Annotated in this window: 21 protein-coding genes and 1 pseudogene; 20 read left to right on the top strand and 2 right to left on the bottom strand. The window is 35.5% G+C overall.

The genetic code is table 11. The features are described 5' to 3' along the window. The first annotated feature begins 48 nt into the window (after positions 1-48). The gene (locus NST77_RS18115; RefSeq protein WP_095332610.1) at positions 49-648 is read left to right on the top strand and encodes a YesL family protein; all 600 of its coding nucleotides are present in this window, start codon (positions 49-51) and stop codon (positions 646-648) included. An 81-nt stretch (positions 649-729) separates the two neighbouring features. Here NST77_RS18115 and NST77_RS18110 read toward each other — a convergent pair whose 3' ends face one another. Together NST77_RS18110 and NST77_RS18105 are read right to left on the bottom strand one after the other, a co-directional pair. Then, entirely contained in the window at positions 730-915 is a 186-nt protein-coding gene (locus NST77_RS18110; RefSeq protein WP_095332612.1) for a hypothetical protein, read from the bottom strand. A 142-nt stretch (positions 916-1,057) separates the two neighbouring features. Continuing rightward, positions 1,058-2,173, bottom strand: coding sequence for a mechanosensitive ion channel family protein (locus NST77_RS18105; protein WP_341123364.1), 1,116 nt, complete (start codon positions 2,171-2,173; stop codon positions 1,058-1,060). A 338-nt stretch (positions 2,174-2,511) separates the two neighbouring features. On the opposite strand from NST77_RS18105, the gene NST77_RS18100 reads away from it, so the two are divergent. The 19 genes and pseudogenes from NST77_RS18100 (at position 2,512) to NST77_RS18010 (ending at position 21,984) form a co-directional block, all read left to right on the top strand. Further along, entirely contained in the window at positions 2,512-3,264 is a 753-nt protein-coding gene (locus tag NST77_RS18100; protein WP_095332616.1) for a YveK family protein, read from the top strand. Beyond that, positions 3,236-3,934: a CpsD/CapB family tyrosine-protein kinase gene (locus NST77_RS18095; RefSeq protein WP_123258445.1), complete on the top strand. Its 699-nt coding sequence runs from the start codon at positions 3,236-3,238 to the stop codon at positions 3,932-3,934. Before NST77_RS18100 ends, NST77_RS18095 begins: the two co-directional genes overlap by 29 nt. A 573-nt stretch (positions 3,935-4,507) precedes the next feature. Next, positions 4,508-5,128: a sugar transferase gene (locus tag NST77_RS18090; RefSeq protein ID WP_445668920.1), complete on the top strand. Its 621-nt coding sequence runs from the start codon at positions 4,508-4,510 to the stop codon at positions 5,126-5,128. A 16-nt stretch (positions 5,129-5,144) separates the two neighbouring features. Continuing rightward, positions 5,145-6,077, top strand: a complete 933-nt coding sequence (locus tag NST77_RS18085) for a glycosyltransferase (protein WP_144547099.1) — start codon at positions 5,145-5,147, stop codon at positions 6,075-6,077. A 5-nt stretch (positions 6,078-6,082) separates the two neighbouring features. Continuing rightward, on the top strand, positions 6,083-7,234 hold the full coding sequence (locus tag NST77_RS18080) for a glycosyltransferase family 4 protein (RefSeq protein WP_095332624.1): 1,152 nt from the start codon (positions 6,083-6,085) through the stop codon (positions 7,232-7,234). Positions 7,235-7,250: 16 nt separating this feature from the next. Beyond that, positions 7,251-8,681 carry a hypothetical protein gene (locus NST77_RS18075; protein ID WP_141231361.1) on the top strand — a complete coding sequence of 477 codons (1,431 nt, stop codon included), beginning with the start codon at positions 7,251-7,253 and terminating at the stop codon, positions 8,679-8,681. Next, on the top strand, positions 8,662-9,795 hold the full coding sequence (locus tag NST77_RS18070; protein ID WP_123258443.1) for a glycosyltransferase: 1,134 nt from the start codon (positions 8,662-8,664) through the stop codon (positions 9,793-9,795). The genes NST77_RS18075 and NST77_RS18070 overlap by 20 nt, the downstream gene beginning before the upstream one ends. Positions 9,796-9,833: 38 nt before the next feature. Further along, positions 9,834-10,985: a glycosyltransferase family 4 protein gene (locus NST77_RS18065; protein WP_341123361.1), complete on the top strand. Its 1,152-nt coding sequence runs from the start codon at positions 9,834-9,836 to the stop codon at positions 10,983-10,985. 19 nt (positions 10,986-11,004) lie between these two features. After that, positions 11,005-12,015: a GDP-mannose 4,6-dehydratase gene (gmd, locus tag NST77_RS18060; protein ID WP_144547089.1), complete on the top strand. Its 1,011-nt coding sequence runs from the start codon at positions 11,005-11,007 to the stop codon at positions 12,013-12,015. Positions 12,016-12,086: 71 nt separating this feature from the next. Continuing rightward, entirely contained in the window at positions 12,087-12,668 is a 582-nt protein-coding gene (locus NST77_RS18055; protein ID WP_095332634.1) for a hypothetical protein, read from the top strand. Then, a complete protein-coding gene (locus NST77_RS18050; RefSeq protein WP_095332636.1) occupies positions 12,655-13,218 on the top strand; it encodes a glycosyltransferase family 4 protein in 564 nt (187 codons plus the stop codon). The genes NST77_RS18055 and NST77_RS18050 overlap by 14 nt, the downstream gene beginning before the upstream one ends. Before the next feature lie 31 nt (positions 13,219-13,249). Further along, the gene (locus tag NST77_RS18045) at positions 13,250-14,362 is read left to right on the top strand and encodes a glycosyltransferase family 4 protein (protein ID WP_341123360.1); all 1,113 of its coding nucleotides are present in this window, start codon (positions 13,250-13,252) and stop codon (positions 14,360-14,362) included. Positions 14,363-14,409: 47 nt separating this feature from the next. Further along, positions 14,410-15,741 carry an oligosaccharide flippase family protein gene (locus NST77_RS18040; RefSeq protein WP_341123359.1) on the top strand — a complete coding sequence of 444 codons (1,332 nt, stop codon included), beginning with the start codon at positions 14,410-14,412 and terminating at the stop codon, positions 15,739-15,741. A 62-nt stretch (positions 15,742-15,803) separates the two neighbouring features. Continuing rightward, on the top strand, positions 15,804-16,991 hold the full coding sequence (locus NST77_RS18035; RefSeq protein ID WP_341123358.1) for a glycosyltransferase family 4 protein: 1,188 nt from the start codon (positions 15,804-15,806) through the stop codon (positions 16,989-16,991). Positions 16,992-17,009: 18 nt separating this feature from the next. Further along, positions 17,010-18,214 (top strand): annotated as a pseudogene (locus NST77_RS18030) (glycosyltransferase family 4 protein). Between the two features lie 11 nt (positions 18,215-18,225). Next, complete coding sequence (locus NST77_RS18025) at positions 18,226-18,537, top strand: PqqD family peptide modification chaperone (protein WP_176474239.1); 312 nt, start codon at positions 18,226-18,228, stop codon at positions 18,535-18,537. Next, positions 18,525-19,013 carry a lasso peptide biosynthesis B2 protein gene (locus tag NST77_RS18020; RefSeq protein ID WP_095332647.1) on the top strand — a complete coding sequence of 163 codons (489 nt, stop codon included), beginning with the start codon at positions 18,525-18,527 and terminating at the stop codon, positions 19,011-19,013. The genes NST77_RS18025 and NST77_RS18020 overlap by 13 nt, the downstream gene beginning before the upstream one ends. Next, positions 18,991-20,172 (top strand): nucleotidyltransferase domain-containing protein, encoded by a 1,182-nt coding sequence (locus NST77_RS18015; protein WP_095332649.1) that lies wholly within the window; start codon positions 18,991-18,993, stop codon positions 20,170-20,172. Before NST77_RS18020 ends, NST77_RS18015 begins: the two co-directional genes overlap by 23 nt. A 3-nt stretch (positions 20,173-20,175) precedes the next feature. Next, a complete protein-coding gene (locus tag NST77_RS18010) occupies positions 20,176-21,984 on the top strand; it encodes an ABC transporter ATP-binding protein (protein ID WP_341123357.1) in 1,809 nt (602 codons plus the stop codon). The last annotated feature ends 16 nt before the right edge of the window (positions 21,985-22,000 follow it).

Genomic DNA, 22,000 nt, shown 5'->3' with positions numbered 1-22,000 from the left:
TAAGAGGAAAAGAAATCGGAATATGTGCTCAAAAAGGGAGAGGAAAAGATGGATGGACTTTTTGCTCGAGTGTACCATGGGAGTCAGATAGTCGCAAAATTAATGTATGTAAATGCGCTTTGGGTTGGCGGAATCATACTTGGAGGGGGGATATTCGGCTTATTCCCAGCCACTATCGCTTTGTTTTCGGTTGTGAGAAAATGGATTATGGGAGATAAAGACCTTCCAATTATAGCGACATTTTGGCGTTACTATAAATCGGATTTTAAAAGAGCAAATATATTAGGCTACGCCTTATCCCTAATAGGGTTTTTTCTCTATTTTGATTTGAGGTTTTTTCAGACAGAAATGAATCCAGGTTATGGAATTATTAGTCTGATATTTTTATCCTTACTGTTTTGGTTTTGTGTGGTCTTATTATATATTTTCCCTGTATATGTCCATTATGATTTTTCGCTAGTTCAATATGTCAAACACGCCATTATTCTTTCCTTTGCACGCCCTCTCCAAACGATGGCCATGCTAGTTGGAATTATCGCTGTCTATTTGTTGTTTCAATATATACCGGGGCTAGTGTTTTTTATAGGTGGAAGTTTACTAGCGTATATTTTAATGTTTTTAGCGTCTTTTTCGTTTGCGAGAGGCTGAATAACGAAAAAACGTCTGAAAAGGTAGCTTTTCTAGACGCTTTTTTTGGTGTGTCTATAAAAAGTAAAAGCAATTTAAGTTCTATGGCTGTCGATACTTTTGAAATCTAATTCCATTGTCACCTGTGTTGCTTAATTTTCTTCTTAAACTTATTACATCCTTATAAATTTTCATGCTTATGATGATCAAGGACGTACTCAATATACTTGATAAAATCGTGCTCGCAAATAACAGCCAGATGATTTTCTTGGCACTATTCCATAACATTGTGACACCCCCTAGTTAGAGGTATTGTTTGTAAAATTAAGAGTGATTATGCTGTTTTTGGGCTTGATAAGTTCTTCCATTTATAAACCGAATAGAAAAACAGCTTTAAGTGCAAAATACACTTAAAGCTGTCCTCTAATACTTACTCCCCAGTCATCAATTTCTTCCCATCCTCTTTCTCCGGCAAGTAAATCTGCTGGCTAGGCAAGGCTATTTCAATTCCGTATTTCTCTAAGATGCTAAGTATCTGTAAATTTGTATCTTCTTTCACCGCTAAGTATTCATCCCAAACAGTTGTCTTCGTGAAAAAGTAGACGAAGATTCCTAATGAATAATCGCGGAAATCGGTAAATCGAACCATTATCGTATCAGGATGTACACCTGGATGTGCATGAAGCATAGCTTCAATTTCCTTTAATGCTGTTTTGAGCTTTTCATTTGGTGTACGATAGGAAATGGCTAGTTCATAATCAATTCGTCGTTTTGACATCTTCGACCAGTTTGTAATAGCTTCATTGGAAAGCTTCGAGTTTGGAACTGTCACGATTGTATCCGCAAATGTCCGAATTTGCGTACTTCGGAAGGAAATATCCTCAACAGTTCCTTCTACTGAAGGTGTCTGAATCCAATCTCCCTTTGCAAACGGCTTTTCGGTAATAATGACAACCCCGCCGAAGAAGTTAGCAACCGTGTCCTGTGCAGCTAAGGAGAAGGCAAGACCTGCAACTCCGAGACCAGCGACAAAGGCGCCAATTTGAATATGCCATGTATCTAGAATACTCACAGCCGTAAAGATAACGACAAGCATGCGGAAAACTCTTCCTAAGAATGGAATAAGCATACTATCAGCATCTAATTTTGTTCGCGAAATCATTCGTTCAAACGGATTCGATTGATCGGAAAAGTAATTAAAAATTCCCCAGCCAATTAAAGCGATTATAAACGATCTAAAAACTTGTTGAACAAAGTTAAAGGTTGTAATCGGGAATGGTAAGTAAGTTAAAGCCAAATAAGTTCCAAGTATGACCCAGAACCAGCGTAGGGGCCTTTCATATGCTAAGAAAATTTTTGAAACAATATCTACAGGTAATTTTTTTACCAATGCTAATATTAATTTATAAATGTACTTAGTAAATAGCTTTCTAAAACCTAAGAAAACTAAAAAGATTAACAAAGCGATACCTAAATCAATCCAGTTAAACCGCTGAAAAGCAGTTATAAATCGCTCTGATTGTGACCACACTTGCAAATTACCCATTAAAAAATTCACCTCGCCCATCATTATAGCATAGGAATACCCGGACTCTTATCAATTCAATCAATGGTAAATAAACTGTAATATGAGAAAAGTATTTTTAACTCTTTTTCATGAGGAAATTGACTTAAAAAATTCTCTTTTATTATCTAGTTTTTTTAACAAATATATATAACAGAATAATGTATGTACTTACATTAAAGTAAAAAAATTATAAATCACTAAAAATTACTATGGCAAATAGAAAGAAAAGATGTATAATGGACATAGGTTCTCTATAAAGAACGAATATTCAATGAGTGTAATTTTATAAAGCACGAATAATCTGGGAGGTATTCTATTTGGAAGGAATAAAGTCGGTTAAAGAGATTTTAGCTATTTTGAAAAAAAGAATGTTACTTATTATGATGGTATCCATTGGAGCTGGCATTGTAAGCGGCTTATATACTAATTATAAAATAACGCCACTCTATCAAAGCAGCTCACAGCTTTTGGTTAATAAGAATATTGAAAAAGTCGTTGATGTCAGTGAACTGGATGTAAGATCCAATATGGATTTAATCGATACATATATTGTTATTATCAGAAATCCAGTCATCTTAAATGATGTGGTTGAAAAGCTCCAATTACCAATAACGGCAGAGCAATTAAGTAGTCAAATCCAAGTTGCTAAACAAGATTCTACACAAGTTTTAAATGTAACAACTACAGACACTAATCCAGAACGAGCTGCAAAAATTACCAATACTACTATTACTACTTTTTTAGAAAAATTGCCATCCCTAATGAAGGTTAATAATGTGCAAATAATGAATGAAGCAATAGTAAATGAAAAGCCAATCAGCCCTAGTATAACTGTTAATATAGCAATTGCGGTTGCTTTAGGGGGGATTATGGGAGTGGGATTAGTCTTATTATTTGCCTTTTTGGATACGACCGTAAGATCAAAATCAGATTTAGAAAAATTAAATATAAAGGTAGTTGGAACGCTATCTGCTATTTCTGAAAAAGACAGAATCCCTCAATCACTTATGGAATCCTTAAAAGCAGAAAGGAGATCGTTAAATGTCACCACTACCGAAACGGAAATCTAAATTAGAAAGGGTAAGTAATCTATTATCCCACCTAAAACCCAAATCGCCAATCAGAGAACAATACCATGCAATACGTGCTAGCATTCAGTTAGCTATTAATGAAAATCAGATTAAAACCTTAGCAATTGTATCAGGAGAAGAATCAGAAGGAAAATCTACCTTTTCTGCTAATCTAGCAATTGCCTTTGCAGAGGTAGGAAAAAGAGTTCTTCTTGTAGACTCCAATTTTCGTCATCCAACATTACACACATCATTTGAAGAAAATAATGAAATTGGTTTAAGCACTATACTAGTAAACAGGGATAGGCTAGAAGAATGTGTAATAGAAACACCTATTGACCATCTTGACCTGTTAACGAGTGGACCTGTGCCTCCTAACCCATCAGAATTACTCGGTTCACCTGCAATGGAGGTGTTAGTAAGTAACGTATCCCACCAGTACGATATGGTTATATTTGATACGCCATCACTAGTATCTGTCGCTGATTCTTTATTACTATCGAATATATCAGACGGGGTATTAATGGTTGTGCGCAGCAATAAAAACAATATAGAAACCGTTGAATTTACACGGGATATGCTTTCGAATTCCAAAGCGATTTTTTTAGGTGCAGTGCTTAATGATGAGCGTGTGAGTAAAAGGCAGCGTAAAAAAGTGAGAATAAACTAGAGCTGAAAAGAAAACTGCTTAACTTAAGCGTTTTTTATAAATAAACTCCATTCGACAAAAAGTGCTATTTCCTTCTATTAGATACATTGCTATAATGACGATTAGTCAATTGTTCTTCAAAAAGAACGATTTGCTTTTAATGTAAATAAAGTATTTTAAATTAAATCTTTTATGATCTTACAATATAGACCTTTATAAGGCTATATATTTTTGAAGATTCGTTCTTTATTAAGAATATTATGGTTTTTTGGTGATGTCTCTTAACCAATATCAATAGAGGCACTCGGTCACGCTGTGGGTAGAATAAAGGCTCTACCTTAGCGCTAGTCTGCAAAAGTGTGATGTGAGGGGAGGTTAAATGCCTTATTTAAGAAATTTTAACGAAGGAAACAAGTTCGTTTTCTTCGTTAAGTTTTTTTAAAGAGAAATAAATATTATTATCATTGTTACTAGATAAATAATATTTATTGTAACTAGAACATATTAATTAGCAGTTAACAAGAAAGCTGGTGAAAGTAGTTGTCGTTAGGAGAAAAATCATTAGTAAGAGAATTAAATGTAAGGACAGAAGTAGTGCTGATCAAAGAGCAGAAAGCTTATCTTCTTTTCAAAAGGGTCTTCGACATTCTCTGTGCCATCATAGGGCTGCTTATACTTTCGGTATTATTTTTCATTATTGGATTAATAAAGCTCGAGGACAAACAGGGATCAGTCTTTTTTAAACAGACGAGAATTGGAAAAGACGGAAAACCCTTTGAGATGTATAAGTTCCGTTCTATGGTATCCAATGCAGAAGACCTTAAAGCCTCGTTAATGGATAAAAATGAGGCTACTGGTCCTGTGTTTAAAATAAAGGACGATCCAAGAGTAACAAGAATCGGCAAATTTATCCGCAAGACTAGTATCGATGAACTTCCACAGTTAATAAATGTTTTAAAAGGAGAAATGAGTTTAGTAGGACCAAGGCCTTCCCTTCCCCAAGAAGTTGCTGCCTATTCATCATATGAAAGACAAAGATTAAAGGTAGTTCCAGGCATCACCTGCTATTGGCAAGTTGGTGGAAGAAGCAGTCTTAGTTTTAGTGAATGGGTAGAGCTTGATCTTAAATATATAAGAGAAAGAAACCTATTTATTGATTTTAAGTTAATCATTAAAACCTTTTTTGTCCTATTTGGATCAAAGGATGCGTTTTGAGTGGAGGGATGAAGAAATGGAAACGTCGGTAATTATCCCGACCTATAAGCGGACAAATGATTTAAAAAGATGTTTAGAGGGATTATGCAGACAACTTCATAAACCTGATGAAGTAATAGTGGTAGTTCGTGATACAGATAACCAAACTGCAAGCTTTCTAAAAGACTATCAATCTATTATTTCTATTAAACAAGCAATCGTAACTCGACCAGGTCAAGTTGCCGCATTAAACGAAGGGCTGCAGCAGGCTGCAGGAGAATTCATTTGTATATTAGATGATGATACAGTGCCGCATACTCACTGGCTTCAAAAGATAATCGATATATTTAAAAGTTCTGAGCAAATTGGCGGGGTCGGTGGGCGTGACTGGGTAGTTCACGGCAACCACAAAGAAGTGGAAAGGAAAGATCCTGTTGGAAAAGTACAATGGTTTGGTCGTGTCATTGGAAATCACCATCTAGGGTATGGAGAAGCTCGGGATGTAGATGTTTTAAAAGGAGCAAACATGAGCTTTCGCCGTAAGGCAATTGCTGGATTATCTTTTGATGAAAGATTATTAGGGCAGGGAGCACAAATACATAATGATATGGCATTTAGTTTAAGTGTAAGAAAGCGGGGATGGAGGCTGGTATATGACCCGGAAGCAGCAGTGGATCATTATCCAGCTCCGCGATTTGATCTCGATCAGAGAGGGGAATTTAATAAGGAAGCGTATTTACAAGGGGTATTTAATGAAACTTTGATCTTATCTGAATATATGTCAAATCCGATCCGAAAATTATTATACATAGGATGGTCTATAATGATTGGTACATCTGACAGACCGGGAATATTACAACTTATTCGACTTTTAAAGAAAAATCCAAAATCCAACTTCCAAAAATTCTCCGTAAATATTCATACTCGATTAGGATTTCAAAAAAAATTAAAAACCATAGTAAGGAGTTAAGCTAGATGAAAAAGAAACTAGCGATTGTTGCCCATAACATAAACAATAGAGGTGGAATGGAAATTCATCTCTCAGAGATGATTAGGCGACTAAGTAATGAATATGAGATCACTGTTATTGCTTCTGAATTAAGTGGGGAATTTAGCGAAGTTAAATTCATAAAAATTCCAGTTCCACAGAGACCTGTTTTTCTAAAAAGTGTACTTTTTGCGGTTATAGCAAGTCTTGTTTTGTTTATTAAAAAATATGATTTAGTTCATACAACAGGTGCAATAGTTTTTAACCGAGTAGATATGTCTACTATTCATTTTTGCCATCGGGCATATAGAACTCTTGGACTAAATGATCGTCTCAAACATACAAAATCATTTGCTCATAAAATAAATTCTTGGCTACAAGGCAATTTTGCTTTATGGATGGAAGGGGTTTGTTATCAGCCAGACCGTATTCCGCATCTAGTAGTCGTTTCTGAACATGTTAAAAAAGAAGTTTTAAAGCATTTTCTTTATAAAGAAGATGATATAAGTATTATTTATAACGGGGTTGATGTTTCAGCTTTTAGACCAGCATCTATTGAAGAGAAAAAGCATTATAAGAAAAAATTAGGAATTCCTACAGAGGCTTTAGTATTCGTTTTTGTTGGTGGGGATTGGTCAAGGAAAGGTCTAAGAATTCTATTAGAGGCTTTTCAAGAATTATTATCGAGGAATGCAGAACTAAAGGCAAAAGTATTAGTAGTAGGAAAAGGGGACAAATCAGCAATATTGAAAGATTTTTCTAAGGAGGTAACCGATCATATTATTTTTCACGGCTTCAAAGAGAATCCAGCCGATTTATATAGATTGTCAGATATATATGTTCTCCCTAGCTTATATGAAACGTTTAGCATTGCATCATTGGAAGCAGGGGCATGTGGTTTACCAGTCATTATGACTTCTGTTGGTATTGCTAATATAATTGCCGAAGATAACATTACAGGGTATACCGTTGACAGAAATAAGGAATCGGTTTTAGAAGCAATGGAAAAATTAGCATTAAATCCAGAATTAAGAGACAAGATGTCATTCCAAGTTAGACAACGATCGCTAAATATCACTTGGGATGATACGTATAAGTTATTTCAAAAGCAATATGAGAATTTAATTGATGTGTCTTAAAAGTGAGGGCTGAATATTGACTACTTTTCTTTATAGAAGAAGATTAATGGAGTTAGGGATTCTATTCTTAGCTCTTCTTGTTGTTGGCAGACTTTCAATAAGTCCTGGAAATATAAGAGTACTTATATTTGCTAGTCTCTTTATCATTACATTAGCCATGTTAGCAATCGTTAGAGAACGTATCATTTTCTTTTTAATTGTCTACTTAGCTTTCATGGGCTTAATTCGAAGGGCACTAATCCCTATTGCAAGCTGGAGCTCATTTGATCCTTTACTAATACTTGGACCAAGCATAACGATTATTTTAGCTCTTTCTTTATTTTGGGAATTGAAAAGTCAACAGAACCTAGGAGAAGAGAAGCCGGATAAATTAATGGTTGCTCTTTTTATTTTTGGTTGTGTACAAATGTTTAATCCATACTCTGGGAGTCCGATATCAGGTTTCGTAGCCGCGATATATATAATTGTTCCTTGGTTATGGTATTTCATTGCATTCTACAAAATTAAGCAAAAGGATATAGTCAGGATTTTAAATATTGTAGAAGTAATCGGTACACTGATTGCACTTTATGGCATCTACCAGACATTCTTTGGAATTCTTCCATTTGAACAAATGTGGGTGGATCTGACGGGGTATGCTGCTTTGTATCTAGCAGAAGATACAGTAAGAGCAATTGGCACATTTCCGAGTGCACAGGAATTTGTTTATTTTACAATGATTACTTTTATGATTGGATTTACAAAGTTGATATTAAAGAAAAACTGCCTGATTCATCTACCAGTAGTTCTTATAACTCTGCTATCCATCTTTTTTGCCAGTTCTAGAACAGTTATTTTTTTTATGGCTATAGCTTTAATAATGATTTTGATTGTATCTAAGAAAACGCTGCTTCAAAAAATAGTAACAGGATTAATATCAATTATGGTCCTATTCTCTATTTGGTCCCTTTTACCTCGTTTAAATCCATCATGGTTTGGCGTTGCTGAACCAGCAGTACAACATATGATAGAAGGTTTGGTTGACCCGTTATCAGAAGAACAAACTGGTTTAGGTCACATTGAAAGGATTGTTGAAGGAATGAAAACAATCGCCACTAATCCCATTGGGCACGGCATTGCATCTGTAACAAAAGCTGCTGATAAATCAGGGGGAAAGGATGCTATGTCAACAGAAATGGACCTTTCTAATATGATAGTAGCATTAGGTATTGGAGGAGTTATATACATTTTAGTAGTTATTATGACAATGTATAAACTTATCAAACTAATAAGTAGGCAAAGGAAAATAGAATACATCATGGTATTAGGAATTTTGGCAGGGGGAATTGGAAATTGGGTAAATGGAGGGTTCTATACAACCTCAATACTAACATGGCTGTTAGTAGGGTGGATTCATAAACAATATAGTAGTTATCGAGGTGAAGTTCATGCATATAGTAGTCATTAGTCATGCTTGTGTTACAGATATCAACCAGCAAATATATGCGGAAATGGAGAAAATGGGACATAAAGTTGATTTAATAGTACCTAGTAATTTTATTGCTCCAGGGCTTACTGATAAGCCAATTTCAGTTAAAAGATGGCCGGCATTTAGTGGAAGAATTCTACAAATCCCAATATATTTTAATAAAAGTATTCCACTCCATTTCTATAAAAAAAGTTTAAAACAATTTTTTCAAAGTAATAAGCCAGATGTTGTCTATGTTGCGGAAGAACCCTATTCAATTAGTTGTTTTCAAATTTTAAAAAGTGCTTTAAAATACACCAAAGCAATTGGATTTTATTCGGCACAAAATATAAAAAAAGACTATCCCTTCTTATTTCGAAAGATGGAAAGGTATGTTTATAAAAACTCCTCTCTTGCAGTAAGCATTAGTGAAGATGTTACATCAGTATTAAAAGAAAAAGGATTTAAAAATCAGATTTGCCAAGTTCCTCTAGGAGTAGATGAAGACCACTTTCATATTTCTGCAGATTTAAGAGAAGAGGCAAGAATGGAAGCGAATATACCATCTAATGCCTATGTAATAGGATTTGCTGGCCGTCTTGTAAAGGAAAAAGGTATTGATCTATTAATTAGAGCATATAGTTCCATTTATAAAAAAATAAGTAATATGTACTTGTTAATTGTAGGAAGAGGACCTTTAATAGATGAGTTGAAAAAATTAGCAATAGAAATGGGTGTGAAAGAAAGAGTCATTTTTATAAATAAGGCTGTTCATTCCGAAATGCCTAAATGGTTTAATGGGATGGATATTCATGTTCTGCCTTCTATTACAATGCCTAACTGGCGAGAGCAGTTTGGCAGGGTTTTAATTGAGGCCGCTGCATGCGGGGTACCTTCTATTGGAAGTTCTAGTGGAGAGATTCCTATTGTACTAGATAGCTTAGGGATGGAAAACGTATTTGAAGAAGGAAATATAGCACAACTTACTAAGGAGATATTAAAAGTAGCTCAGAAAACAAGTAATTCATTAGATATTAGAGAATTCTCTATAGCCAAATATGGAAATAAGGGGATTGCTGCTCGATTAGTGAGCGCTTTTGAAAAGGTTATGTAAAAATAAATTTAAAATCTAGTATAAAGGTAGTGTTAGTGATGACCAATAGATTATTTATATCTGTAGATTTTCCACCAGAAAAGGGTGGGATTCAAAATTATGTATATGGGCTTGTTTCTCATCTTGATCCAATGAAAACAGTTGTTTTAACTTCTAATAGATTAGGAGAGGAGTTCTATAAAGAATTCGATAGCGAACAGTCCTTTCAAACATATCGAATCGGAATCTCTAACAAGGTATCGATGGTCAAACAAATAGTGCAGTTATTTGTTCTATTATTCTCTATTTGTTCTATTAAAAGAAACCATCATATAAAGGAACTTCATTTCGGAAATATAATGCCGATTGGATTGGTTGGTCCGGTTGCTAAGAAATGGTTAAAAGTGAAGTTTTACCCATACATCCATGGTCTTGATTTCCTTGAATCCAAGACCAATCCATTAAAGTATAAGTTACTAAATTATAGTTTAAAACATGCCACGAAAATAATATGTAATAGCAATTATACGAAAAATGTGCTGATACAATCAGGTATCGATGAAAGTAAGTTAATGGTCATTCATCCAGGAATCCATGCCAATCTTCAATCTGAAAAATTACATAAAGAAGCAGTAGTAACTAAGTACCAACTCCAGGATAAATTTGTTTTGTTAACAGTTGGTCGACTAGTAGAGCGTAAAGGCCATGATAAAGTACTAGAAGCATTAAAGGAGCTTGTGCAAGATAATCCGGATATTAGATATATTATTTGTGGCAAGGGGCCAGAACGTGAAAAGTTAGAAGCACAGACAAAGAAATTACAATTAGAGAAGTTTGTAATTTTTACAGGGGCCATAGATCAGAACGAATTGGAAGCATTATATGAGGCAGCGGATTTATTTATTATGTTGAATAGGGAATTGAAAGAGCAAGGAGATGTAGAAGGCTACGGGATCGTCTTTTTAGAAGCGGGCATGCATAAATTGCCGGTTATAGGAGGAAACAACGGAGGAGTGCCAGATGCAGTAGTGAATGGAACGACTGGCTACCTAGTAAATGCTACAGATATTCAAGAGGTAGTAAACACGATTCAGATGTTACAGCAAGATAAGCGGCTAATAAAGGAAATAGGGATAAATGGATATAAGTGGGTTAATAGCAATTGTTTATGGTCGAGTAGAGTGAAGCTCTTAGACAACCTAGAGGGATAAAGGAAGGATGGCGAGATCATTGAAATCTGCACTGATTACTGGGATAACTGGTCAAGATGGAGCTTATTTAGCGCAATTGCTATTAAATAAAGGATATAAAGTGTTTGGGTTACTGGCCAGAAGAAGTACAGATACATTATGGAGATTAGAGTATCTGCAAATTAAGGAAGAAGTGGTATTAGTTGACGGAGATATGACAGACCTGTCTTCTTTGATAAGAGCATTACAGTTAGCCAAACCTGATGAAGTATATAATTTAGCAGCGCAAAGCTTTGTTGGGACCTCTTGGGAACAGCCAGTATTAACAGGCAATATCACAGGTATAGGAACAGTGAATATTCTGGAGGCTATAAGGTTAACGAATCCAGGGATAAAATTCTATCAAGCATCAACAAGTGAAATGTTTGGATTAGTGCAGGAGGAGATTCAAACAGAAAAAACACCATTTCACCCTAGGAGCCCTTATGGAGCGGCTAAATTATACGCACACTGGATGACAATTAATTATCGAGAAAGCTATAAAATGCATACTTCTTGTGGCATTCTTTTCAATCATGAGTCGCCATTGAGGGGAATTGAATTTGTCAGCAGAAAAATCACAGATGCTGCGGCAAGAATAAAGATGGGGATACAAAAGGAATTGAGGCTGGGCAATATAGAAGCCAAAAGGGATTGGGGCTATGCAGCAGATTATGTAGAAGCAATGTGGCTGATGCTGCAACAAGAATCAGGAGATGATTACGTTATATCTTCTGGAAGAACAACAACTGTACGCAGACTTTGTGAAATCGCCTTTAGCTATCTTGATTTAAATTATCAAGACTATGTAGTGATAGATCCTCAATACTACCGTCCAGCAGAAGTAGATGTTCTCTTGGGAGATTCATCGAAAGCGAGAAGAAAGTTAAATTGGAGAGCGAAGACAGAGTTAGAGCAGATGGTAAAAGTAATGGTGGATGCGGATGTACAGAGAATAAGGAAAGAACTAAACAGCTATCCTTCTCTTTTTCCTAAATTAGCAAATTTATAGAAAATTAACTTTGAAGTAGTCAAGAACTGCTTCTTTTTTATGTATAAAAATGGCGAAAAGGAGGGGAGCCAGTGAAGCAAGTTGGAAAGATTAAAGTACTGTTCCTAGTACACACGGCAATAATTGGAGGGGGAGAAAGAAGTTTAATTGATATATTGACCTATATCAACAAAGAAAGATTCCAGCCCACATTAGTATGCTTTGAAGACGGTCCACTTGTGGAAAGAGTATCGGAAATCTCTGGTGTGGAGGTTGCTGTCATTCCATTTTCCGAGAAAGTATTGAAGTATAACAGAGATGAAAAAAGTACCTTAAGGTTCTTGTCCATATTCTCTTTATTTGTCCCAATGGTTAGACTTTTTTCTTTCATGTATAAGAATGAGGCAAAGATTGTCTATTCTAACTCAATGAAAGCCCATTTTATTGGACTTGTTGTTGGGAAGCTGGCATTTAAAAAAGTTATTTGGCATGTAAGGGATATTATTGATGGTGGAATAAATAAGAAATTATTTGTTTTGCTGTCAAAGTTTGCGGACGAAATTATATGTATTTCAAAGTCTGTATCCAGTCAATTTGGAAAAACAGAGAAGACAAAAATTGTCTATAACGGAATCCTTCCATTAGAGGAGGTTAGAAGTCGTGAGGGAATTTAAAGTTGCTATTGTGGGTCAGATAGCTAGATGGAAAGGGCAAGACGTGTTCATTAAGGCAGCAAAGCTTTTGCACCCAAAGTACCCCGAGATCAAATTTTTGATAATTGGAGATGTATTGTTTGCGAAAGAAGAAGAACTTCAGTACAAGAATCATTTAATAGAATTAGCAAAGGATTGTAATTATATTCAGTTTCTAGGTCATAGAGAAAACGTTTTGGCATTACTGAAAGATATCGATATCCTAGTGCATGCTTCTACTAGAGCAGAGCCTTTTGGCAGGGTGATTATTGAAGGAATGGCTTCTAGAAAGCCAGTAATCGCAGCTGGGATAGGAGGACCGTTGGAGTTAATTGAGGATGATTTCACAGGTATCTTATATTCACCAGGAGATTACAATCAATTAGCCGAAAAAATAGCGTTGCTTTACAAAAATGAAGAAAAATATAATTATGTTGCGAGAAATGGCTATCACAAGTTCAAAGATAATTTTGATATTAGAAAAACAGTGTCATTAGTAGAAAAGTATATTAATTCTCACATTAGGCAGTAAACAATTATATAAATACATTTGAGGTGTGAAAATGAAAGTAGCTCTAATATCAAGTGCTGATTATGATCCAAATACCGGAGTTTCTGGTACTCGAATAGCTTTTAGAGATGCTCTTAGAGAGTTAGGCGTGCAGGCCGATACGTATTTCATGGATGATTTAAAAAGTTTTTCTGGGGGGCTAACGGATAAGGTCTTATTCCCGTGGAAAGTAGCTTGGAATAAGATGAAATGGAATGATTATGATGTGATAGACGTCGCTTCAGGGGATGGCTGGGTATTATCTTCTATGAGAAATCGTCCTACTACCGTTTTTAGTAGTCACGGATTAGAGCATTTAGCCCATCATGAGTTATTAAAAGAATCAAAGAATGGCCATGTGAATTTAAGCTGGAAATATCCTATATATTGGGGTGGGTTCAGACTTTGGGAAGTAGCTAAGTCTATAAAGATGTCTGATGTGTCTATATTCTTAAATGAAAATGATAAGAAATATGCAATCAACCATTTCAAAGTCAATCCTAAAAGCGTCTATATTGTTCCCAATGGTATACCAGATTACTTTATAGGGAGAGAATTTACTCGGAAAAGGGATGACAGTAAGTCGATTAAAATAGTGCAGATCGGGAGTTACATTCAAAGAAAAGGGATAAAATATACATCAGAAGTAATGAATGAACTACTTCAGAAGTATCCAAATATAGAACTAACTTTTCTGGGAACAGGGTGTAATAGGGAAACGGTCTATCAAGATTACATTCCTGAGGTAAGAAGTAGAGTAAAGGTAATGGAAAAATATAAACATAGCGAACTGCCGGAACTACTAGAACATTACCAAATTAATCTTTTTCCTTCTTTATCTGAAGGATTTGGAAAAACATTGATAGAGGCTATGGCTTGTGGTCTGGCGCCAATCACCTTTGAAACACCAGGTCCGTTAGATATTTTGACGAATATGCATGATGGACTTGTGGTGCCAAGGAGAAATAAAGAGTTAATGCGGAATGCTCTTGAAAAGTTAATTAACCAACCGGCATTATTATATGATTTACAAGTGAATGCTTATCATACTGCTCAAAAATATAGTTGGAATCAAGCGGCAAAGCAGCGATTAACAGTATATGAAAAGGCAATTGAGGTTAGATGAATATAGGAATAAATGTGGAAAACTATTGTAATAATAGGAGCTATTAGATGAAAAAATTATTTTTATCTAGTTTATCTGTCAATCTATTTATAATGATTGTCAATTTAATTACTGGTATATTAAGCGCACGTTATTTAGGAGCATATGGGAGAGGGGAATTGGCAATAGCAACTAGATGGCCGAATTTATTCATCTTGCTTTTTACGTTTGGGTTGCCTGGTGCACTTACTTTCTTAGGAAAGAAAAATAATAAGGAACAAAGCAGCTATTTAAGTGCGTATTTTATACTTAATGCTATTATAGGTCCTATTGGTTTAATTATCGGCTTTATAGTTTTTCCAATGATCATCTCCAATCAACCCGCTTCTATTATAAATATGGCAAAAATATCATTACTAGCATTACCTTTTGCCATAATGTCTCATGGTCTAATAGGAAGTCTACAAGGTATAAATAAGTTTAAGCATGTGATGGCGATTAAATTAATGACGCCATTTGGGATTGTTACAATAATTTTAGTTCTTATTTTTGCTGGTAAATACAATGTCTATAATTTCATTGTTATAACTACTTTATTAAATGTTCTTATTTGTATCATTTCCTTGTTAATGGTTTTAAAGTTTATCAAACCAACATTAAATAACACTTTAAATAAAACGAAAGAATTAACAAAGAGAGGTATTCAAATTTATGGCTATTCCATAACATCTAGTTTTGGTAATCAAATGGATCAGTTGGTGATTTCCTTAGTTCTAAGTCCGTTTATTTTAGGTTTATATACAGTAGCTGTAAGTATTAGAAATATGTTAATATCCCTAATTCATGGAGCAATAAGTGTCTATTTGATGCCTAAATTAATGGATTTAAAGGGTACCGAGAGATATATGAAAGTGGAAAGAATACATGGGACGCTATTCTACGGGACATTCTTTGTATCAATATTCTTAAGTAGTGTGTTGCCTTTAGTGATTCCTTTAATTTATGGGAAAGAGTTTGTAGATTCCATCATTATGGGGGTAATACTCTTAAGCAGTGTCCCTTTTTCGATAGGAAATGCGATATTAGTCAACTTTTTAACTGCTGAAGCTAAGTTTCATAGAATTACCTGCTCGGAGATTTTAGGTATTATAGTGGGGTTAATTGTTACAGTACTTTTATATAGATTTATGGGTGGAGAAGCGGCAGCGTTGGGAGTAGTGAGCAGTTCGATTGCTAAATGGATTGTAAATTTACATGCAAGCTGTAAGATAGGTGTAAACTATAGGTCATTATTCACCCTTTATATAGATTCATATAAATCACTATTGCAATTACTATTAAGTGTAATCTATATAAATAAATTTCAGAAACATAAATCGACAATTAACAAAAATGTATGAGTAAAACTAATAAATTTATAATAGTTTTTTAGTAGCAAGCATACTGAAGGAGGTCGAATCTTATGAAAACAGCCATCATCCACGACTGGTTAGTAGTCTACAGCGGGGCGGAAAAAGTGCTGGAGGAATTACTTAAACTCTTCCCAGATGCAGATCTATACAGTACGGTCGAACATCTAGAAGCCAAAGATCGACATTTTATTCAAAATAAACAGGTGAAAACAACATTTATACAAAAGCTTCCTTTTTCGAAGAAGAAGTATCGTAATTATCTTCCTCTTATGCCGTTAGCAATCGAGCAATTGGATCTTTCTAAATACGATTTAATCATCTCCAGTTCTCATGCAGTTGCAAAGGGAGTGATAACAGGTCCGGATCAGCTGCATATTTCTTACGTATATTCACCAATACGCTATGCCTGGGATTTGCAGCATCAATATTTAAGGGAATCGGGTCTTGAAAAGGGGATAAAAAGCTGGATAACAAGGTTCATTCTGCACTATGTTCGAAACTGGGATTATCGAACAGCAAATGGTGTGGATTTTTTTATGTGCGTATCTGACTTTATTGGGCGGAGAATTTGGAAGACGTATCGGAGGGAAACCAAGACAGTATATCCTCCAGTAGATGTATCTGCGTTCACGTTAAGAGAAGAGAAAGAAGACTTTTATTTAACCGCCTCACGGATGGTACCATACAAAAAGATAGATACCATTGTAGAATCTTTTTCTTTATTGCCAGACAAGAAACTAGTTGTCATAGGAGATGGTCCAGACTTTAAGAAAATTAAAGCAAAAGCCGGACCAAATGTTATGTTGATGGGGTACCAGCCTTTTGAAGTATTAAAGGACTATATGCAGCGTGCGAAAGGCTTTATTTTTGCTGCGGAAGAGGATTTTGGAATTGCTCCATTAGAAGCACAAGCATGTGGAACACCTGTTATTGCATACGGGAAAGGCGGGTCTCGGGAGACAGTTAGAGGATACAATGAATCTACCAGTCCAACAGGGCTCTTTTTTTATGAACAAAATGTGGAAGCAATTGCGGCAGCTGTCCAAAAGTTTGAGCATATCCAGATAGATTCGATTAATTGCCGAAATCACTCCTTATATTTTTCGAATGAACGTTTTCAAAAAGAATTTAAAGCGTTTATTGATACCAAAATCAATGAATGGAGAATAGAAAAAGCTTTAGCAAGTGAAAAAGAGACAACTTCTGAACACTGGCTGCATAAGAGAAAGAAGGCATGATAAAAAGGAGGCATTCCTATGAAAACAGCAATTATCCATGATTGGCTGGTAGTTTATAATGGGGCAGAAAAAGTACTAGAGGAGATACTCAAGATTTATCCAGATGCAGACCTTTACAGTACAGTCGATTACTTAGATGAGAAAGATCGGCATTTTATTCAACATAAGAAAGTGAACACGACTTTTATTCAAAAGCTTCCTTTTTCGAAAAGGAAGTACCGTGCGTATCTTCCCTTAATGCCATTAGCCATTGAACAATTAGATTTATCTAAATATGATCTCATTATCTCTAGCTCCTATGCTGTAGCAAAAGGGGTCATAACTGGACCAGATCAGCTGCATATTTCTTATGTTCATTCTCCTATTCGCTATGCTTGGGATCTTCAGCACCAATATTTAAAAGAAGCAGGGATGGATAAAGGAATAAAAGGATATTTAACTAGATTTCTACTGCACCAAATTCGTAATTGGGATTATCGAACAGCAAATGGTGTAGATTTTTTTATGTCTAATTCTGATTTTATCGGAAGAAGAATCTGGAAGGTTTATAAAAGAGAATCCCAAACAGTATATCCGCCCGTGGATATCTCTAAATTTAGCTTTTATCCAGACAAAGAGGATTTCTACCTTACTGCTTCTAGGATGGTTCCTTACAAGAAAATAGATACAATAGTTGAAGCATTTTCTCTGATGCCAGATAAGAAATTAATCGTAATTGGCGACGGTCCGGATTTAAAAAAATTAAGGCGAAAGCAGGTTCAAATGTTCACTTGATGGGCTATCAATCCTTTCAAGTGTTAAAAGACCATATGCAGCGAGCAAAAGGTTTTATCTTTGCAGCGGAAGAAGACTTTGGCATAACCCCTCTAGAAGCACAGGCTTGTGGTACGCCAGTCATTGCTTATGGAAAAGGGGGGTCCTTAGAAACGGTCAAAGGATACAATGAATCGCTTCATCCAACGGGGTATTTCTTCTATGACCAAACTCCAGAAGCGATAAGAAGGGCTGTGGAGCAATTCGAACGATTACCATTCAATCCAGTCCATTGTCGAGAGCATGCTTTGAATTTCTCTCCGGAACGGTTTCGTACAGAATTCAAACAGTTTATAGAGGAAAAAATAGCGCACAAACAGCAAATTTGGGAAAAGGCAACGAAAATCAATGTAGTAAAATCTTATATCATTTCAGACGTTCACTGGACAAAGAAACAATCAATCAGTTAGGAGCGATGATGATGTTATTAAATGAGGAGTTAGTGAGAGATTGTTTTTATCAAGTTAATAAAGAAAATACATGGAAAGAATTAAATAGCCAAATGTATATATGGAATGAGCAAAATAATACGTATTACAAGATTGGAGAAATAGGAACTGTGATATGGGAATATTGCAAGTATCCGATAAGTGAGCAGCAAATCGTAGCAATGTTAATGGAGGACTATGAAGTTTCAAAAGAAGAATGTGAGCAGCAAGTAGAATATTTTTTAGCAGAATTATTAGCAGATAATTTACTAATAAAGGTAGATTTAAAAGCATGTTTAGAGTGATACGGAAAGTCGAGAAATTTATAGAAATGGATTTTAAACTAAAATGCCTAATGATGGAGGCATTTATTTTTTTGGCAAGAGGTAGGTTTTTGAAACTATTGCCATTCGCGAAAGTTGCTCCTAGTCTGGGCGAAGAATCGATGGAAACGGAAGTTCAGGTAAATGGCAATGAAAAGATGATAAAAGATGTATCTTTGGCGATTGAGACGATGAGCAAATATACATTTTGGGAAAGTGCTTGCCTTGTCCAAGCAATTGCAGCAACGAGAATGTTAAATAGAAGAAAGATTCCAACCACTTTATATCTAGGTATTGCTAGGGACCAAGCAGGCAAAATGGAGGCACATGCATGGGTTAGAAGTGGTTCTCATTATGTGACAGGTGCACGCGGTAAACAACGGTTCACCGTTGTGAATACATTTGCCGGTGGTATGAGTAAAAGAGGTGAAAAGAATGAAGGGATCAGAAGAAATTGATCTGCATAGCTGTGCTAATGAACTGCAGTTGTTATTAAGGCTATTGAATGAGGAAGAAGACTCCGTAAAACTGATAGAAGAATTTCATAAAAAGGTAGATTGGAAGGAGTTTCTTCAGTTAGTTTATTTTCATAAAGTGTATCCATCCATCTATTTAAGACTGTCTGGTACAGACTCTCCCTATTTGCCTAACAACGTAGTCAAACTAGTAGAGGGTTTATATAAAGACAATACAATCAAAATGCTCCAATTGATCAAAGAACTAGATAATATTTCAACTGCATTAACGAAGAATGAGATCCGCATGCTGACTTTAAAAGGACCAATTCTTTCCTATTATTTGTACGGAGACTTATCTTCTAGAACTTCCAACGATCTTGACATTCTGATTTCCTTTCAAGATTTAAAGTCGACGATAGAAATACTGCAAGCAAAAGGATATGAAATGGAGTATGAACCACCACGAAAATTAAAAGATTGGCAAAAAAGAAACCATCATCTTGAATTCCTTCATAAAGAGAAAAATTGCAAAGTGGAAGTGCATTGGAGACTTCATCCCGGTCCTAGTAAAGAGCCGAGCTTTGCAGACTTATGGAATAATCGCAAAACGGTGTCTATAGGGTCAACAGCATTCCATACTTTAGGTGAGGAAATATTGTGTTATTATCTTGTTACACACGGGGCACGTCATGGCTGGTTTCGTATTCGGTGGCTAGTAGATATTGTGCAACTGCTGAAGAGAGAAGAAGATATTAATAGTTATCCAATGGTCTTTATGGAAAATCAAGCCTGCCACCTCTATCAACAAGCGCTCTATTTAGTAGAAAACCTACAATTAAGCCCAAAAAGGTATCAGAGAAAGATAAAGAAGCAATCGAAGGGACTTGCACAAAAGGCTTTTCTATTCATGAGAGAAAGAATCAACTTTTTTCATCCTCCAGACAAGACATGGGATAAGGAAGGAAAAAAGTATCTATTTATGATGAAACCATTTAAGCAGAAGGCAGCTTACATTATTCGGAAATTCTATGCCAATTCATGGGATGCAGAAGTGCTTCCTTTACCAAAATCATTGCACTTTCTTTATCTTCCATTAAGACCGATTTTATGGCTGTGGCGAGTAATTTTAAAGCAAAAAGTTTCACTTAGGAGACTTTAGAAAATGAGAAATCTTATTGTTTTTTTTAAGAAACTGCAGGCAGTTACTGGAACGAAGATGTATCTTAATATTTTTCTTAGCATTCTAATAAGTGCCCTTGAAGGAATTAGCATTTATCTTTTAATACCAATGCTTTCTGTTATTGGATTGTTGAATATGCAGATAAATGATCTGTTTCCTATTACTTTAATAGTAGCAGCAATGGAAAAGCTGCCTTTTCAACTAAATTTGGCTTCTGTCTTATTGATTTATCTTATATTGATAGTTGGCCAGGCTTTGCTGCAACGGAGTCAAACGATTTTAAATACAGATATCCAGCAGAACTTTATTAAACAGTTGCGACTAGAGACATATGAATCACTTATCAAAGTGAAGTGGGAATACATGCTGAGAAAAAGAAAGTCGGATTTTAACTATATTCTCACAACAGAAATATCACGAATCGGCGTGGGAACACATAGTATTATCCAATTAATCAGCATTGTATTTTTTACTATTGTTCAAATAATGCTGGCTTTTCTCTTATCACCATCCTTAACAAGCATTGTCTTAATTAGTGGGGGGCTACTTAGTGTTTTTATGAGGAAATTCGTGAGGAATTCTAAAACAATCGGCAAAGAAACAACAGAGTTAATGAACGATTACTTTGGAGGAATTACAGAACAGTTTAGTGGAATGAAAGATATGAAAAGCAATATGCTTGAGCCATCTTTCTTTGATTGGTTTCAGTCTAAGTCTCATTTAATACACCATAATGTGATGAATTTAGTTCACTTAAATACTAAGTCTGTATTCATTTATCGACTGATGGCTGGTTTCTTGATTGTTCTTTTTGTTTCTATTTCTTTTTCCTTTCTTAAACTGCCGCCAGAGAAGCTTATGGTAATTATTTTGATTTTTTCAAGATTATGGCCGCGATTTTCCTCCTTGCAGAGTAATGTAGAACAAATTGTTTCCATGTTTCCGGCATTAGATCATGTTCTGCGTGTTCAAGCGGAAAGTAACAAAAGCCAAGAATGGAGTACCTTTCGCACAAGGGAATGGGAGCCGTTTATTCTCGAACAAGCAATAGAATGTGACCATGTCTATTTCCGCTATCAAGCATCTCAGGAAGACTGGACACTAACAAACGTAAATATTCATTTTCCGCTTAAGAAAACAACCGCAATAGTTGGGCCGTCAGGAGCGGGAAAGACGACATTAGTCGATTTAGTAATGGGCTTGCTGCAGCCTGAAAAAGGCAGATTGCTTGTAAACGGAAAATCGTTAACAGAGGAGGAGTTACTGTTATATCGGAATTCCATTAGTTATGTTGCTCAGGAGCCTTTTTTATTTCATAGCAGCATTCGAGCTAATTTATTAATGGTTGCACCAAAGGCGACAGAACTGGAATTATGGCAAGCTTTGTCATTTGCTGCTGCGGAGCACTTTGTTAAACAGATGCCGGAAGGATTGGATACGGTTATTGGAGATAGAGGAATAAGGCTTTCAGGCGGAGAGCGCCAGCGTCTTGTTTTGGCGAGGGCCATCTTGAGAAAACCAGCTATTCTCATACTAGATGAAGCAACAAGTGCATTAGATAGTGAAAATGAACAGAAGATTCAGCAGGCTATTGATCGATTAAAAGGGAAAATGACGATAATCGTAATTGCTCATCGTTTATCAACGATTCGAAATGCAGATAAGGTATTAGTCTTGGAATCTGGAAAGGTAATACAAGAAGGAGAATATAAGCAATTGACGCAAACAAAGGGAGCATTAAGAAAAATGCTTGTTTCCCAAGAATTAGCTAGAAATCAAACGTTGGCTTAATTTCAAAAAGGAGAGG

The sequence above is a fragment of the Niallia sp. FSL W8-0177 genome (assembly GCF_038006285.1).
GTDB lineage: Bacteria > Bacillota > Bacilli > Bacillales > Cytobacillaceae > Niallia > Niallia circulans_A.
Note: the sequence above shows the minus strand (reverse complement) of the source record. Positions and strands in the feature narration are given on the sequence as shown.